The organism is Citrobacter sp. wls708 (assembly GCF_005281255.1).
Classification (GTDB): Bacteria; Pseudomonadota; Gammaproteobacteria; order Enterobacterales; family Enterobacteriaceae; genus Citrobacter; species Citrobacter werkmanii.
The window spans coordinates 326,139-341,414 of the sequence record NZ_SZXE01000018.1 but is presented as its reverse complement, the minus strand read 5'-3'; the positions used below and the strand labels follow the sequence as shown (position 1 = coordinate 341,414).

Sequence of the window (15,276 nt, the reverse complement as noted above, 5' to 3'; positions counted from 1 at the left end):
AGCCGCAATGTTGTCACTTGTTGCATGCAGCCCGTAGGCCGGATAAGCGCAAGCGCCATCCGGCACCAAGTGAACCTGTAAGTACCGCTTGCAGGTTCAGCCGTATTTCACTGGAGAGTCGCCAGTGTGCTCTCGATTCTGTTCAGCTTCTGACTGGCCTCTTTCAGTTCATCCTGCAACCGTTGTTCCTGCTCGCCATAGACCATCAGGACGATACAGCCATTCATCACTTTTACGGTAATCTGTTGGCCAGTATCAAACCCCGCGTCGCGTAGCCACTTGCCGGAAAGAATAATTTTTGGCGTGGATTTGTCGAAAACATTCGGGCGATATCCCACAATTAGCGAACGCTCGGTTCCGGATTGGTCGGTGTCTGGGGTAGAATGCGAATCAGCCATAATCAACTCCTTGATAGTTGGTGAGGTTAGCTCTCGTCGGGTACTGCGAATACCGGGCGAGGGCGTTTATAAGTCAGGTCGGCAGAGAAAAAGGTACGTACCTGATTGGTGATATCTTGCGCTTGTAGGTACGTACATGTCAACGGCTAAACGTGATCCAAATCAGTCTAAATCTGGAAAAGCACCAACTTTTCAGATTCGTATCACGCCTGAGTTAAAGGCGCAGTTCGAGGCTGCTGCAAAAGCTGAGGGGATGAGTTTGGGGAATTGGCTCAAAACCTTGGGGAGAAAGGAATTACGTAAATTAGGTATTGAGCCAGAAATGTAGGTTAGTTCTATTGAGAATTTTGAGTGTCAGAAGATTCGGGAAAAGAAACTACATCCATTTTTAATGCTGTTTCACCAGAGAAAATTGAAGCTAGGCCTTTGCGAATTTTTTGATTTTCTAAATTCATTTGTCCGTGAGCAACTGGTATATAAATAGCATTCTGCAAATGAACTCGATCAAAATCGTAGCCTATATCTTCAGCCATAGCAGAAAGTAAATTCACAAATAATCTATCGCTAGTCTGATTCCACATCGTGTTACCACTCTCACTTTCTGGACAGTGTGTGCATAAATGAGTGAAATATTCTTTCCAGGCATCAAGGACTTTTTTTTCGGATTTTGTCCTTTTGCTTATACTTCCTTTTATATCACCATAGAATGCTAAGTCGATCATATTCAGTGCTCTAACGTGCTCATTAGAAAGGCGAGCTGCGGTCGATCTTGTTGCCATTAGTTCGGTAAATATATTAACTTTTATGTTTCTCTTTTCTGAATGTTTTTCGATAAGTTTTTGTACTCTGACTGCGAGCAAAGGACTTAAAAGCGTAGCAAAAATAGTAGCGATAGCTAGTGCCCAACTCATGTCTTTTCCTTAATTCTGAAGGTTATGACAATTGAAACGAAATAAAATCTTTGAGGATGATATGAGAATTTTGGCGGAAGATCACAGGAGTCGAACCTGCCCGGGAACGCTGGCGTCCCCAACTGGATTTGAAGTCCAGCCACCTCACCGGAGATGACGATCTTCCGCGCCTCGATTGCTACATGGAGGCGGGGCGCATTATAGCTACTTCCTGGGGTTTCCACACCCCCTCACTCACTTTTTTAACTTCCGTTTCTCCATACCATGACCCGTTTCAAATAAATCCTCGCAAAATCCATTACTTACACTTGGACACATTTTTAGACGCTACCCTGATCACAGAAAACAAGAATCGTAATTTGATAACGAGATATCGCAATACCCGCGCTCACAGGGATGGTTTACAAGAACTGTAACCGGTACCAGTGCGTGTGAAAGTGCAAACAAGGATGCGTAATGAAAAGTGAGATTCTGTCTGTTAAGGAGAAGATTGGCTACGGCATGGGCGATGCCGCCAGCCACATCATCTTCGATAATGTCATGTTATATATGATGTTCTTTTATACCGATATCTTTGGTATCCCAGCCGGCTTTGTCGGCACCATGTTCTTACTGGCCCGTGCGTTGGATGCCATCTCAGACCCCTGCATGGGGCTGCTTGCTGACCGTACCCGTTCACGCTGGGGGAAATTTCGTCCGTGGGTGCTGTTTGGCGCGCTGCCGTTTGGTCTGGTTTGTGTGCTTGCCTACAGCACGCCGGACTTCAGCCTGCACGGCAAAATGATTTATGCCGTCATCACCTACACGCTGCTAACCCTGCTTTATACCGTGGTCAATATCCCTTATTGCGCGCTGGGCGGCGTGATCACCAATGACCCGACGCAGCGCATCTCCCTGCAATCGTGGCGCTTTGTGCTGGCAACGGCGGGCGGCATGCTCTCCACCGTCCTGATGATGCCGCTGGTAAAGCTGATTGGCGGCGAAAACAAGGCTCTGGGCTTCCAGGGGGGAATCGCAGTGCTCTCGGTTGTGGCGTTCCTGATGCTCGCATTCTGCTTTTTCACCACCAAAGAACGTGTTGAAGCGCCGCCAACCAACAATTCAATGCGTGAAGACCTGCGTGATATCTGGCAGAACGACCAGTGGCGCATTGTCGGCTTGCTCACCATCCTCAACATTATGGCGGTCTGCATTCGCGGCGGTGCGATGATGTATTACGTCACCTGGATTTTGGGCACACCGGAAGTATTTGTCGCTTTCCTTACCACCTATTGCGTCGGCAATCTGATTGGCTCTGCGCTGGCAAAACCGCTGACTGACTGGAAATGCAAAGTCAGCGTCTTCTGGTGGACGAATGCCCTGCTGGCCGTCATCAGCGTGGCGATGTTCTTCGTGCCGATGCACGCCAACATCACCATGTTCGTCTTTATCTTCGTGATTGGCGTCCTGCATCAGCTCGTAACGCCAATCCAGTGGGTAATGATGTCCGACACCGTTGATTACGGCGAGTGGTGTAACGGCAAACGTCTGACGGGCATCAGTTTTGCGGGAACGTTGTTCGTGCTCAAGCTGGGTCTGGCGCTTGGCGGGGCGCTGATCGGCTGGATGCTGGCAGGCGGTGGCTACGATGCCGCGGCGAAAACGCAAAACAGCGCCACCATCACCATCATCATTGCATTGTTCACCCTTATTCCGGCTATTTGCTACCTGCTGAGTGCCGTGATTGCCAAACGCTTCTACACCCTGAAAACACCGTATCTGACTGAAATTATGCGTCAGCTGGCGCAGGGTGCGCACCGTAATCAGCAAGATTTTACGACGAAAGAATTACAGAACTAAGGAACCGATTATGAAAATTAGCGACGGAAACTGGCTGATTCAGCCCGGCCTGAATGTGATTAACCCTGTCCAGGTGTTCGAGGTTGAACAGCAAGGTAATGAGATGCTGGTCTACGTTGCGCCGCGTGACGTACGTGAACGGACCTGGCAACTCGATACCCCGTTGTTCACGCTGCGCCTTTTTTCGCCGCAGGAAGGCGTGGTGGGTGTCCGGATGGAACACTTCCAGGGCGCGTTGGATACCGGTCCGCATTACCCGCTGAACGTGCAGCAGGATGTAAACGTTGAGATGCAGAACACCGCTGAGTTCGCTGAGCTGAAGAGCGGTAATTTGAGCGTTCGCGTCACCAAAGGCGAGTTCTGGTCGCTGGATTTCCTGCGTAACGGTGAACGCATTACCGGCAGCCAGTTGAAAAACAACGGCTATGTACAGGACGCCAACAGCGGACGCAATTACATGTTCGAGCGCCTGGATCTGGGCGTCGGTGAAACGGTGTACGGGTTGGGCGAGCGCTTTACCGCGCTGGTGCGTAATGGGCAGACGGTAGAGACCTGGAACCGCGATGGCGGCACCAGTACCGAGCAGTCTTACAAGAACATCCCGTTCTATATCACCAACCGTGGCTACGGCGTGCTGGTGAACCATCCGCAGTGCGTATCGTTTGAAATTGGCTCTGAGAAAGTATCGAAAGTGCAGTTCAGCGTCGAAAGCGAGTATCTGGAATATTTCGTCATCGACGGCCCGACGCCGAAAGCGGTGCTGGATCGCTATACCCGCTTTACCGGTCGTCCAGCACTACCGCCCGCCTGGTCGTTCGGCCTGTGGCTGACCACCTCGTTTACCACCAACTATGACGAAGCGACGGTGAACAGCTTTATCGACGGCATGTCCGAGCGCAATCTACCGCTGCACGTTTTCCACTTCGACTGCTTCTGGATGAAGGCTTTCCAGTGGTGTGACTTCGAGTGGGACCCGGTGACCTTCCCGGACCCGAAAGGCATGATTGAGCGCCTGAAAGCGAAAGGGCTGAAAGTCTGCGTATGGATCAATCCGTACATCGGTCAGAAATCATCTGTTTTCAAGGAGCTGAAAGAGAAAGGTTATCTGCTCAAACGCCCGGACGGTTCCCTGTGGCAGTGGGATAAATGGCAGCCGGGGCTGGCAATTTATGACTTCACCAACCCGCAAGCCTGCGAATGGTATGCCAACAAGCTGAAAGGTCTGGTGGAGATGGGCGTGGACTGCTTCAAAACTGATTTCGGCGAACGCATTCCAACGGATGTGCAGTGGTTTGATGGCTCAGACCCGCAGAAAATGCACAACCATTATGCCTACATCTACAACGAACTGGTGTGGAACGTGCTGAAAGAGACCGTCGGAGAAGAAGAGGCGGTGCTGTTCGCCCGTTCCGCCTCCGTGGGCGCGCAGCAGTTTCCGGTGCACTGGGGCGGGGACTGCTACGCCAACTATGAATCCATGGCCGAAAGCTTGCGCGGCGGCTTATCCATTGGTCTCTCCGGTTTTGGCTTCTGGAGCCACGACATTGGCGGCTTCGAAAACACCGCCCCGGCGGACGTCTACAAGCGCTGGTGTGCATTCGGGCTGCTCTCCAGCCATAGCCGCCTGCACGGCAGCAAATCCTACCGCGTGCCATGGGCGTACGATGAAGAGTCCTGCGATGTGGTGCGTTATTTCACCGAAATGAAGTGCCGCCTGATGCCGTATTTGTATCGTCAGGCCGCGCTGGCGAACGAACACGGCACGCCGATGCTGCGCGCCATGATGCTGGAGTTCCCGGACGATCCTGCATGCGACTATCTCGATCGCCAGTATATGCTGGGTGATTCGGTAATGGTGGCGCCAGTCTTCTCCGAAGCCGGTAACGTGCAGTTTTATCTGCCGGAAGGCCGCTGGACGCATCTGTGGCACAACGACGAAGTCCAGGGCTGCCGCTGGTACAAACAGCAGCATGACTTCCTCAGTCTGCCAGTGTACGTGCGCGACAACACCCTGCTGGCGCTGGGCAGTAATAACCAGAAGCCGGACTATGCCTGGCATGAAGGGACCGCATTCCAGTTGTTCCATTTGCAAGAGGATAGGGAAGCGGTCTGTGAGGTCCCGGCTGCTGACGGGTCGGTTATCTTCACGCTGAAGGCGATACGTACGGGTAAAACCATCACCGTACAAGGTCGCGGTGAAGCGCGTAACTGGACGTTGTGCCTGCGTAATATCCCGCAAATTAGCGGCGTGAAGGGCGGTTCATATGCCGGCAGTGAGCAGGGCGTAGTGGTAACGCCTGAAAGTGATACTCTGACGATTACCCTGTAAATTCAGTCTACGTGGTGCCGGATGTGTTTTATCCGGCCCACGCTGCGAGCAGCGTTCCAGATCTGAAAATCAAAAATATTCTGACTTAAAATTTTACCTACCCATATTTGCGAGCGCTATCACTCTAATTCCCGTAAAAAATGTGATCTGCGCCGTAAATATCTCACTATTTCCCCGTTTTGTCTTATTTCTGTCCGGAATACAGGACACGATTTAGTATTGTTGGCGCATCGTAGTCCTCTTATATTTATCATCACGGATTACACGTGGAGCATAAACGCTTCTTTAGATATTTAATCTGGTGTGTGATAAGGGTAAATAATGCAAATGATTACCTCGCGACAAAACAGATTATTAAAATTCCTCCTGTCCCGGAAGGAATATGTCACGCTGCTGAAAATTGCCGAATATTTATCGGTTTCAGAGAAAACCGTGCAGCGCGATCTGCGGTTACTGGAACCATGGTTAGCGGAATGGAAAATAGCCATCGATAAACGTACTGGCGCAGGCGTAATATTAAGTGCCGATAATATTACAGACCTTTTGTATCTGGACCAGTTATTAGGGAACGAGGGTGATGATACTGACGGTATGATGAGTAATTCGCGGCGCGTTAAGATAGCATCGCAATTATTAAGCGAAACGCCGCATGAAACGTCGATCAGTAAATTATCTGAGCGTTATTTTATTAGTAGCGCATCGATTGTTAACGATCTGAAAGTGATTGAATCCTGGATAACGCCATTGGGGTTATCGCTTATCCGCAGTCAAAGCGGCACGCACATTGAAGGTAGTGAGAGCAGCGTGCGCCAGGCGATGGCATCGCTGATTAACGGTGTGATTAACCATAATGAACCCGGCAGCATGGTGTATTCGCGCCTTGATCCCGGCAGCTATAAAGCGTTGGTGCATTACTTCGGCGAGGAAGACGTTTTATTTGTCCAGACGCTGCTGCAGGAAATGGAGAACGACCTGTGTTGGTCATTGGGGGAGCCTTATTACGTCAATATCTTCACCCATATTTTGATCATGATGTACCGCATCACACGCGGAAATGCGCTGCCGAGAAAAGATGAAAACATCACCTCATGCGACGAGAATATTTTTTCTATTGCCAGTCGTATGATTCAGCATATCGAAAAACGTATCGCTCACCCGCTGCCGGAAGACGAGGTCTGGTTTATCTATCAATACATTATCTCGTCCGGCGTGGTGATTGAGGAACATAATGATGTGAGCGTGATTGGTCATATGCACTCCAGCGACGAAGCGCGCTTGATTACCCATCGACTGATTGCCATCTTCGCCGAGATGGTCGACAGCGATCTCAGCCAGGATACTGCGCTGTATGACGGGTTGCTGATCCATATTAAGCCGCTGATTAACCGCCTGAACTATCAGATCCGCATTCGTAATCCGCTACTGGAGGATATCAAAGGCGAGTTGCAGGACGTCTGGCGTCTGACCCAATGTGCGGTGAATCGGGTATTTTGCGGTTGGGGCGAGCGGGCCGTTTCGGAAGATGAGGTGGGATACTTAACCGTCCATTTTCAGGCCGCAATGGAGCGCCAGATAGCGCGTAAGCGGGTGTTGTTAGTCTGCTCAACCGGGATTGGCACTTCGCATTTACTCAAGAGCCGCATTCTGCGCGCCTTTCCGGACTGGACAATTGTCGGCGTGGTGTCAGCTGGCAGTTTGCCCTCCGTACTGACGGACGATATTGAGCTGGTGGTATCGACCATTAATTTACCCGCCATTGCCATGCCGGTCGTCTATGTCACCGCCTTTTTCAATGATGCGGATATTAAGCGGGTAACGGAAACGGTTATTACGGAAAAATTACATCGGGCGACATCGCTGGTCGTTGAAAATTAATGTCTGAACTCCATGAGGTATGATTGATGGACATCACGAAAATTCTCAATACAAATCGCGTTATTTTGGATATGAAGGCTACGAACAAAACGGAGGCTATTGAGGAACTTACTGATATTCTGCAAAAGGATGGGGCAATTAGCTGCCGGGAAACGTTTATTCAGGATGTCTGGCAGCGTGAATCCGAAGGCTCGACCGGCTTCGAAAATCATATTGCGATCCCCCACGGGAAATCCTCGGCGGTGGTTAATACCACCCTGGCGATTGGTCGTACCCGTCAGGATATTCCCTGGGAAACCCTGGACGGCAGCAATGTGCGCTGCATCATTCTGTTTGCCGTACGTCTTGAAGATCAAAACACTACCCATATTCGTCTGCTCTCGCAGGTTGCCGGCGCGCTAGCGGATGACGACATTATTGAACAACTCTTAGTTGAAAGTAGTCCACAGAAAATTATTGAGTTGTTTAGCCAATATGCTGAATCCAACGTCTGCTAAATAAAATGTGGAGCATGTTATGAATATTGTTTGTGTTGCCGCCTGTACGGCGGGTATTGCGCACACCTATATTGCCCGTGAAAAATTAATTAAAGGTGCTAAAGCGCTTGGGCATAATATAAAAGTTGAAACCCAGGGCACCATCGGTACGGAAAACGAACTGCTGGCAGATGATATTTCTGCTGCGGATGTCGTGATTCTTGCCGTCGATGTCAAAATAAAAGGGGAGGAACGCTTCTCAAATAAACGTATTGTGCGAGTAAAAACCGAAATCGTCATAAAATCGCCCATTCAGTTCCTTGAAAAGGTCGAAAAATCATTAGCTAATAATAACCAGTAGCGATCCTCATTCTGGAGGGGTTTCACATGAGTGAAAATAAAATTCCGCTATCTCAGGAAATAAAAAAACATTTATTAACGGGGATCTCGTGGATGATCCCGTTAATTGTAGCCGCCGGGATCTGTATTGCCCTCGGACAAATACTTGGCGGTACTAACGTGGGTGAAAAAACAGGAACTATCCCCTGGATGCTCAATCAGATTGGCGGCTGGGGGATGGGGTTAATCGTGCCGCTGATTAGCGCGGCGATTGCGTACTCCATTGCCGATCGCCCCGGATTTGCGCCGGGTCTGATTGTCGGCTTTGTCTGCGGCGAAATTCATACCGGTTTTATTGGCGGGATGCTGGGCGGCTTTCTGGTTGGCTATACCGTCCTGCTGCTCAAACGCTATATCCGTTTACCGCAGTCGATGCAGGGTCTGATGCCCATCATGGTGCTGCCCGTATTGAGCACCGTCATCGGCGGGTTGCTGATGATGACGCTGATTGGCAAGCCGATAGCCTGGCTGCAGGACGCGCTAATTCATCTGCTGGAGTCCATGCAAGGCGGGTCACGCTTCCTGATGGGCGCCATTCTCGGCGCAATGGCGACATTCGACTTCGGCGGTCCGGTGAATAAAACCATGTCGCTGTTCGCTGACGGCATGCTGGTCAGCGGCGTGTATGGCCCCGAAGCGGTGAAGTTTGTCGGTTCGATAATCCCTCCGTTCGGCATTACGCTCTCCTTCCTGCTCACGCGCCACAAGTACACCCGTGCGGAACGTGAGGCGCTGAAAGCGGCATTCCCGATGGGGATCTGCATGATAACCGAAGGGGTTATTCCGATTGCGGCGCGTGATCTGCTGCGCGTGGTGGGCTCCTGCGTGGTGGCCTCGGCGATAGCGGGTGGCCTGATTATGGTATGGGGCGTCGAAAGCCCGGTACCGCACGGCGGCATGTTTGTGGTTCCACTCTTTACGCATCCGCTGCTGTTTTGCCTGGCGCTGGGGATCGGGACGGTGATTTGCGGCGTCATGCTATCGCTGTGGAAGAAACCGGTGACCGAGCGTGACGAAGAGTTTGATGAGCTCAGCGATCAAAAGCTGAAAGACGAAGAGATCACCTTCACCCTGGAATAACCGGAGGCCGTATGTTTGCCGATATGAAAAGCATGGTGACGAAAGCCTGGCGCGGGCAGTATGCGCTGCTGGCTATCAACTGTATGAACCTGGAAAGCGCCCGTGCGGCGGTGCGGGTGGCAGAGAAACACCGTGCGCCCATTATTCTGAATCTGTATCAGGGGCATCTGGACCATTTTCCGGCACCGATAGCGGCGGCGGTGGTCAAAGCGCTGGCAGAGGAAGCTTCGGTACCGATCGCGCTGGCGTTAGATCATGGAAAGGATCCTGTACGCATTCGCCAGGCTTTTCGCGCCGGATTCAGCGGGTTAATGATCGACGCCTCCGCCTTTGCGCTGGAAGAAAACATTCGCCAGACCCGGGCGGTGGTCGAGCTCGCAGCCAGCGTTTCTCTGTGCGTGGAAGGCGAGCTGGGCCACCTGGCCGACGCCCCGCGCTATGACCATGCCGCTAACGCTGATTTGATGACTCAGGCCGCTGACGTGGAGCCATTTATCCAACAGACCGGGATTGATTTACTGGCGGTGTCGGTCGGTACGGCGCACGGTATGTACGCGCCGGGCGTAACGCCAGCCATTGATTTTCAACGGCTGGAGGAAATTGCCCGTTTATCAACGGTGCCGCTGGCGCTGCATGGCGGTAGCGGGACGCCGTTTGACCAGCTACAGCGTTGCCCGACGTTTGGCGTCGCCAAGATTAATGTTGGCGCGGCGGTCTTCGAAGCGGGAAAGGCCGCGCTATTGCACACCTTGTGTCGCGACACATCCTGCGAACTTGTTGATGCCCTGGCCCTGATGGAGCAGGCCTGCGAGGAAGCCATTATTCCGTATCTACAGGCCAGCGGCGCTATCGACCAGGCCTGATTCATTTTCTGTAACGCCTTTTATGCCTCTGCGATGACGCACTGGCAGGGCTTTCTACACCCTGAAACTGGAGAATTAACATGTTAGTTTCGATGAAAGAATTACTGCAACCGACCCGTCAGCACGGTTTTGCCATCGGCGCATTCAACGTAGCAGATAGCTGCTTTGTGCGTGCGGTGGTGGAAGAAGCGGAAGCGACCAACACCCCAGCGATTATCTCCATTCACCCCAGCGAACATGATTTCCTCGGCGATGCGTTCTTTAGCTATGTGCGAGATATCACCCTGCGTAGCCCGGTCCCCTTTACTTTGCATCTGGATCACGGTGCTTCGGTAGAGCATGTCCTGCGGGCAATTCAGTGTGGATTTACCTCGGTGATGATTGATGGCTCGCTGCTGCCGTATGAAGAGAACGTGGAGTTGACCCGTGAAGTGGTCAAGCTGGCGCATGCGGTAGGCGTTTCGGTTGAAGGCGAGCTGGGTACGATTGGTCAGACCGGAACGTCCGTGGAAGGCGGTGTGTCGAAGGTTACTTACACCGATCCCGCCCAGGCGCAGGATTTTATCGCCCGTACCGGGGCCGATACGCTGGCAGTGGCGATTGGTACCGCGCACGGGATCTACCCGAAAGGGATGCAGCCAGAGCTGCAAATGAACATCCTGCGCGATATCGCCGGGCGGGTGGACATTCCGCTGGTGCTGCACGGTGGTTCCGCGAACCCGGATGTGGAAATCGCTGAATCCGTTACGCTCGGCGTGGGCAAAATCAACATTTCCAGCGATATGAAATACGCCTACTTCCAGAAAGTCCGCGAAATCCTGGCAAAAGAGACCTGGTGGGACCCGAACGTCATCTACCCGGAAGCCATCAGCGCCGCGCGGGACGTGATTCGCCACAAAATGAAACTGTTTGGCTCAACCGGCAAAGCGTCACTTTACTAACGGCATGCAGGCGGGGTGACCCGCCTCTTTCGCAACAAGGAAAAGTGCAATGAAGCGTTCACATATTAATTATGTCATCGATAAAGCGCATGCCATCGCCGAGACCTTTCGGGTCTGTCTGCCTGATTTTGCGTATTTAACGGTCGACGCCTGGCGACAACAGGACCACTCTTTGTGGCGTGAAGTGCGCGATCTCCAGCTGGGCTGGGACGTTACCGACTTTGGGCGCGGGAATTTTGCGCAAACGGGGCTGACGTTACTGACATTGCGCAATGGTCTGATGGGGTCAGCCGATTACCCCAAACCGTATGCCGAAAAGATGCTGCAAATTCAGCAGGATCAACAAACACCGTGGCATTTTCATCGCCATAAGATGGAAGATATCGTTAACCGCGGCGGCGGCGATTTGTGTATGCAGTTGGCATGGTCCACGCCCGATGACGGGTATGATCCTCAGCGCATTGTTGATGTTAGCGTCGATGGTCAGCGGCGTACCGTTAAATCTGGTGATACGTTGGTGCTAAAACCAGGGCAGGGTGTGTGTCTGCCGCCGCGACTGTATCATCGTTTCTGGGCTGAGAAAGCCTTTGTTCTGGGCTGGGAAATCTCGATGGTCAATGACGACCAGCATGACAATCACTTCCTTAAACCGGGCGGTCGTTTCCCGACGATAGAAGAAGACGAGCCGGTGAAGTGGTTGTTATGCAGTGAATATAAGCGTTTATGAGCGGTAGGCCCGGTAAGCGAAGCGCCACCGGGCAATAATCACTGCGTAACGGGTGAGGCAACGTTACTACCTGATACCACACCCGCCTGCATGGTCTGCGTGACCTGCTGTTTCTCTGCATTCACCGCATGTAACTGACCGTTGACTGTGGGCTTGAGCGGCTTATCGGCCTGAATGTTGCCGCTGGCGGTGAGTTGAATGTTACCGTCGCCGGAAAGCGGCAGTGCTGGCCAGCCCCACTGTTGCAGGATGGTCATTGGCACGCCGCGCCCGTTCAGGCTGACCTGTGCCTGACGCTGAGGCAGTTGCGAAATGCTGGCGGTGGCCTCCAGCAGCCCTTTTTTTGTATAGGCGCTTAGTTCACTGATATTGATGGTACTGCCGTTCGCCGTTAGCGCCAGCGAAGGACGGCGCACGTCGGTGCGATTAAAGGTGGCAGCAGCGGCGTTGAGCGTGGCGTTACCGCTCCAGATCCCCCACTGGTTGTTCTGTACCAGCCCGAGGTTAGCACCGTAACCGTCCAGTGCGGTGAGTTGCCACGGGAAGGCCGGGTCGATGTCGATCACCAGATTACGGCTGGCGCTGAATTTCTTCAGCGTCAGGCTGTTTAGCCAGGCTGGCAGAGGCTTCATCCATAGCTGTTTCCAGTTTTCCGGTAGCGTATATTCCAGGCCGGCAATCGCGGCATCGTCGAGAACCAGCGCTTTGTTGTTACGCATCCAGTTTCCGGATGTTCTGAGCATTCCCCCTTCCCAGCGGGTCGTGAACTGGCGCAGCGCAATGCCCTGCGGCGAGAACTCGGCGTTCAGAATCGGATCGAAGAAATGCAGTGAACCGTAGATAAACTCGCTGGCGTTCATCGACAGTTTTCCTTCCTGTGTTTGCCAGTCATCTTTGCTAAACGTCATGTTGCGCAAGCTCAGATCAAGGTCCGTGACCGCCCAGTCAGGACCTTGCAGACGGGCATCCGTCACTTCCAGACGACCAATTTGCAAGGATGGAATAGTGGTTAGCGGCGCAAAAAAGTCGGCCAGCGATTTGTCACTTTGCAGCCGGATATCGTTCAGGCGCAGATTCTCTACCACCCAGCTACCGTCGGTATTGCGCTGCGCTACGCCGGTTAATGCGCCACGCGCGACGTCTGCGCCAATATTACTTAGCGTCACCCGACCATGGTCAATGCTGCCTTCAATCAATACGTTGGTGGTTGGGACATCGTTCAGCGTCAATGAGCTGGCGCTGAGCTGAATTTGTGCTTTGCTGCCGAGAATTTTTCCTGCCTCAGGGCTCCAGGGAATCACGCCGCCGTTCACGCGCTGGGCGCTCAGGTTCCACTCGCTACCGGGGCTGTTGAGCGCCATATCCTGTAACTGCAGGCGATCGGCCTGGAACGGTAGCGGTGCGGTTTGCTGGGAAAGATTCAGCGTGCCGTTTTGCAAGAGGATAGTGTCTACGTGCCGCGGGTCGGTGATTTGGCGACTGCTCAGCCCAATATCGACCGTTTTAGCGACCAGCGTTGCGGGCTGGCCATCGCGACCAAAGGTGACGTTTTCCAGCAGAATATGGGAAGGGGAAGAAAACCGGTGATCGATAGCATCAAATGCCAGATGATAGCTGCTGTTCTCTGAGACCCAGGCGCTGACGTGCTCTGCGCCCCAACGGGTTTGCAGTAGAAAATAAAGGCCGAGAATCGCCACTGCACAGGCGATCAGCACGTAAAGAAGCAGCTTTCCAATAAATTTCATGGTCTTCCATCCCGCGAAGTGCACATAGTCAAGTTATGCACGATTTAGAGGCAATGCTCAAGGCAGGAATGGTGAAAGAGCGTTACAGCGGCGTTGATTCAGAGCCAACGCCGCATTTTGCTTATTGCTTCTCTGGTGGGAACACCAGATTCAGAACGATAGCGGTGATACCGCCTGCGGCAATGCCTGAGGAGAGCAGATTTTTCACCCAATCCGGGGCAAATTGCAGAATCAGCGGCTGCTGGGAGACACCCAGGCCAACGGCCAGCGACAGCGCAATAATCAAAATAGCGCGGCGGTTCAGCGGCTCGCGAGAGACAATACGCACGCCAGATGCGGCGATAGTACCGAACATTACCAGGGTTGCGCCGCCCAATACCGGTTCAGGAATATGCTGTACAAAACCGCTAACTGCCGGGAACAGGCCCAATGCTATCAGCATCAGCGCCACCACAAAACCGACGTAACGACTGGCTACGCCCGTTAACTGAATGACCCCGTTGTTCTGACCAAAACAAGAGTTCGGGAAGGTATTGAACACGGCGGAAACAAACGAGTTCAGACCGTTCGCCAGCACGCCGCCTTTCAGGCGTTTCATATACAGCGGACCAGAAACCGGCTGTTCGGAAACATCGGAGGTCGCCGTAATATCACCGATGGTTTCCAGCGACGTAATCATAAAGACCAGCATCAGCGGCAGCAGTAAGCTCCAGTCGATACCGAGGCCATAATACAGCGGCGTTGGCACCATGATCAGGTCCTGGCTTACCGGTGCGGTATTTTGCGGTAGCATGTCCATAAACCATGCCAGCAGGTAGCCTGCCGCCATCGCAATCACCAGGGACGCAACGCGCAGGTACGGGTTGCGTTGGCGGTTAAGCAGGATGATCAGCGCCAGCACAACGCCAGCCAGCAGTAAATTCTTCGGTGCGCCAAAGGTGTTATCGCTCATTGCGGCATAACCACCGCCAATCGACGTCAGACCCACCTGAATCAGCGACAGGCCGATAATCATCACCACCACGCCTGAGACCAACGGGGTAATAATACGCCGCGCCAGATGCAGTACACGCGAGATAACCATTTCAGTGCAGCTCGCTAACATCAGCGTACCAAACAGGGCCGCCATCATGGTTGGGACATCTGCGCCACCGGTTTTTAGCGCCGTGCCACCCATAATCAGCGGCGCAACAAAATTAAAGCTGGTGCCCTGAATAGATAACAGCCCGGAACCAACCGGCCCCCAGGCTTTGATCTGAATGATAGAAGCTACGCCGGAAGCGAACAGCGACATACTGATAATGTGTTGAGTATCCTGAGCTGGCAAACCGAGCGCCTGGCAAATTAACAGCGCCGGGGTGATCACCGCGACGAACATGGCCAGCAGGTGCTGACAGGCGGCAAACAGGGTCTGGGCTAACGGGGGGCGATCTTCAAGACGGTAAATCAGTTCACTGTTGTGAGTCTGCGCAACCGGTTGCGCATTTTTTGACTCTACGGCGTTAACGGACATCAGAGGCAATCCCATGGTGGAAAAGCGGTGATTTTATCTGACCAGGGCGGAAAAGCAAACGTTTGCCAGCAGTTATTCTTAATATTTAAAACGGATAAACAAACTTTTTTATATAACTTTTCATCATTTTCTGCTTAAAATCCACCCCGAAAACTCAATAAGAGCTAAAAAATCGGTCTG

Annotated in this window: 14 protein-coding genes and 1 tRNA gene; 10 read left to right on the top strand and 5 right to left on the bottom strand. The window is 52.6% G+C overall.

Translation table 11 applies throughout. From position 1 onward, the window contains the following. Positions 1–107: 107 nt before the first annotated feature. Positions 108–398, bottom strand: a complete 291-nt coding sequence (locus FDW97_RS14890; protein ID WP_128611279.1) for a SymE family type I addiction module toxin — start codon at positions 396–398, stop codon at positions 108–110. 136 nt (positions 399–534) lie between these two features. Between FDW97_RS14890 and FDW97_RS14885 the strand changes: the two genes are divergently transcribed. Next, positions 535–726 carry a toxin-antitoxin system HicB family antitoxin gene (locus FDW97_RS14885; RefSeq protein ID WP_121529727.1) on the top strand — a complete coding sequence of 64 codons (192 nt, stop codon included), beginning with the start codon at positions 535–537 and terminating at the stop codon, positions 724–726. A gap of 7 nt (positions 727–733) precedes the next feature. Here FDW97_RS14885 and FDW97_RS14880 read toward each other — a convergent pair whose 3' ends face one another. Together FDW97_RS14880 and FDW97_RS14875 are read right to left on the bottom strand one after the other, a co-directional pair. After that, entirely contained in the window at positions 734–1,309 is a 576-nt protein-coding gene (locus FDW97_RS14880) for a DUF6680 family protein (RefSeq protein ID WP_121529726.1), read from the bottom strand. A gap of 71 nt (positions 1,310–1,380) precedes the next feature. Then, positions 1,381–1,475: transfer RNA gene (locus tag FDW97_RS14875), tRNA-Sec, on the bottom strand. A 290-nt stretch (positions 1,476–1,765) separates the two neighbouring features. Between FDW97_RS14875 and FDW97_RS14870 the strand changes: the two genes are divergently transcribed. The 9 genes from FDW97_RS14870 to FDW97_RS14830 all read left to right on the top strand — a co-directional run bounded on the left by FDW97_RS14870 (position 1,766) and on the right by FDW97_RS14830 (position 11,838). Then, a complete protein-coding gene (locus tag FDW97_RS14870) occupies positions 1,766–3,148 on the top strand; it encodes a glycoside-pentoside-hexuronide family transporter (RefSeq protein ID WP_038635456.1) in 1,383 nt (460 codons plus the stop codon). Between the two features lie 10 nt (positions 3,149–3,158). After that, complete coding sequence (gene yicI, locus FDW97_RS14865; protein WP_137351248.1) at positions 3,159–5,477, top strand: alpha-xylosidase; 2,319 nt, start codon at positions 3,159–3,161, stop codon at positions 5,475–5,477. Between the two features lie 321 nt (positions 5,478–5,798). After that, positions 5,799–7,352 (top strand): transcription antiterminator, encoded by a 1,554-nt coding sequence (locus tag FDW97_RS14860; protein WP_069323692.1) that lies wholly within the window; start codon positions 5,799–5,801, stop codon positions 7,350–7,352. 26 nt (positions 7,353–7,378) lie between these two features. Next, positions 7,379–7,849 (top strand): PTS sugar transporter subunit IIA, encoded by a 471-nt coding sequence (locus tag FDW97_RS14855; RefSeq protein WP_003024008.1) that lies wholly within the window; start codon positions 7,379–7,381, stop codon positions 7,847–7,849. 19 nt (positions 7,850–7,868) lie between these two features. Then, entirely contained in the window at positions 7,869–8,189 is a 321-nt protein-coding gene (locus FDW97_RS14850; RefSeq protein WP_069323693.1) for a PTS fructose transporter subunit IIB, read from the top strand. 26 nt (positions 8,190–8,215) lie between these two features. Then, entirely contained in the window at positions 8,216–9,307 is a 1,092-nt protein-coding gene (locus FDW97_RS14845) for a PTS fructose transporter subunit IIC (protein ID WP_042311543.1), read from the top strand. Between the two features lie 11 nt (positions 9,308–9,318). Next, complete coding sequence (locus FDW97_RS14840) at positions 9,319–10,170, top strand: class II fructose-bisphosphate aldolase (RefSeq protein ID WP_085049116.1); 852 nt, start codon at positions 9,319–9,321, stop codon at positions 10,168–10,170. Positions 10,171–10,250: 80 nt separating this feature from the next. Next, the gene (locus tag FDW97_RS14835; RefSeq protein WP_137351247.1) at positions 10,251–11,111 is read left to right on the top strand and encodes a ketose-bisphosphate aldolase; all 861 of its coding nucleotides are present in this window, start codon (positions 10,251–10,253) and stop codon (positions 11,109–11,111) included. 49 nt (positions 11,112–11,160) lie between these two features. Next, a complete protein-coding gene (locus FDW97_RS14830; protein WP_137351246.1) occupies positions 11,161–11,838 on the top strand; it encodes a D-lyxose/D-mannose family sugar isomerase in 678 nt (225 codons plus the stop codon). Positions 11,839–11,876: 38 nt separating this feature from the next. On the opposite strand, the gene FDW97_RS14825 is transcribed toward FDW97_RS14830, so the two are convergent. Next, positions 11,877–13,583, bottom strand: coding sequence for an AsmA family protein (locus tag FDW97_RS14825; RefSeq protein WP_137351245.1), 1,707 nt, complete (start codon positions 13,581–13,583; stop codon positions 11,877–11,879). 121 nt (positions 13,584–13,704) lie between these two features. Continuing rightward, positions 13,705–15,096: a xanthine/proton symporter XanP gene (gene xanP, locus FDW97_RS14820; protein ID WP_137351244.1), complete on the bottom strand. Its 1,392-nt coding sequence runs from the start codon at positions 15,094–15,096 to the stop codon at positions 13,705–13,707. Positions 15,097–15,276: the final 180 nt, after the last annotated feature.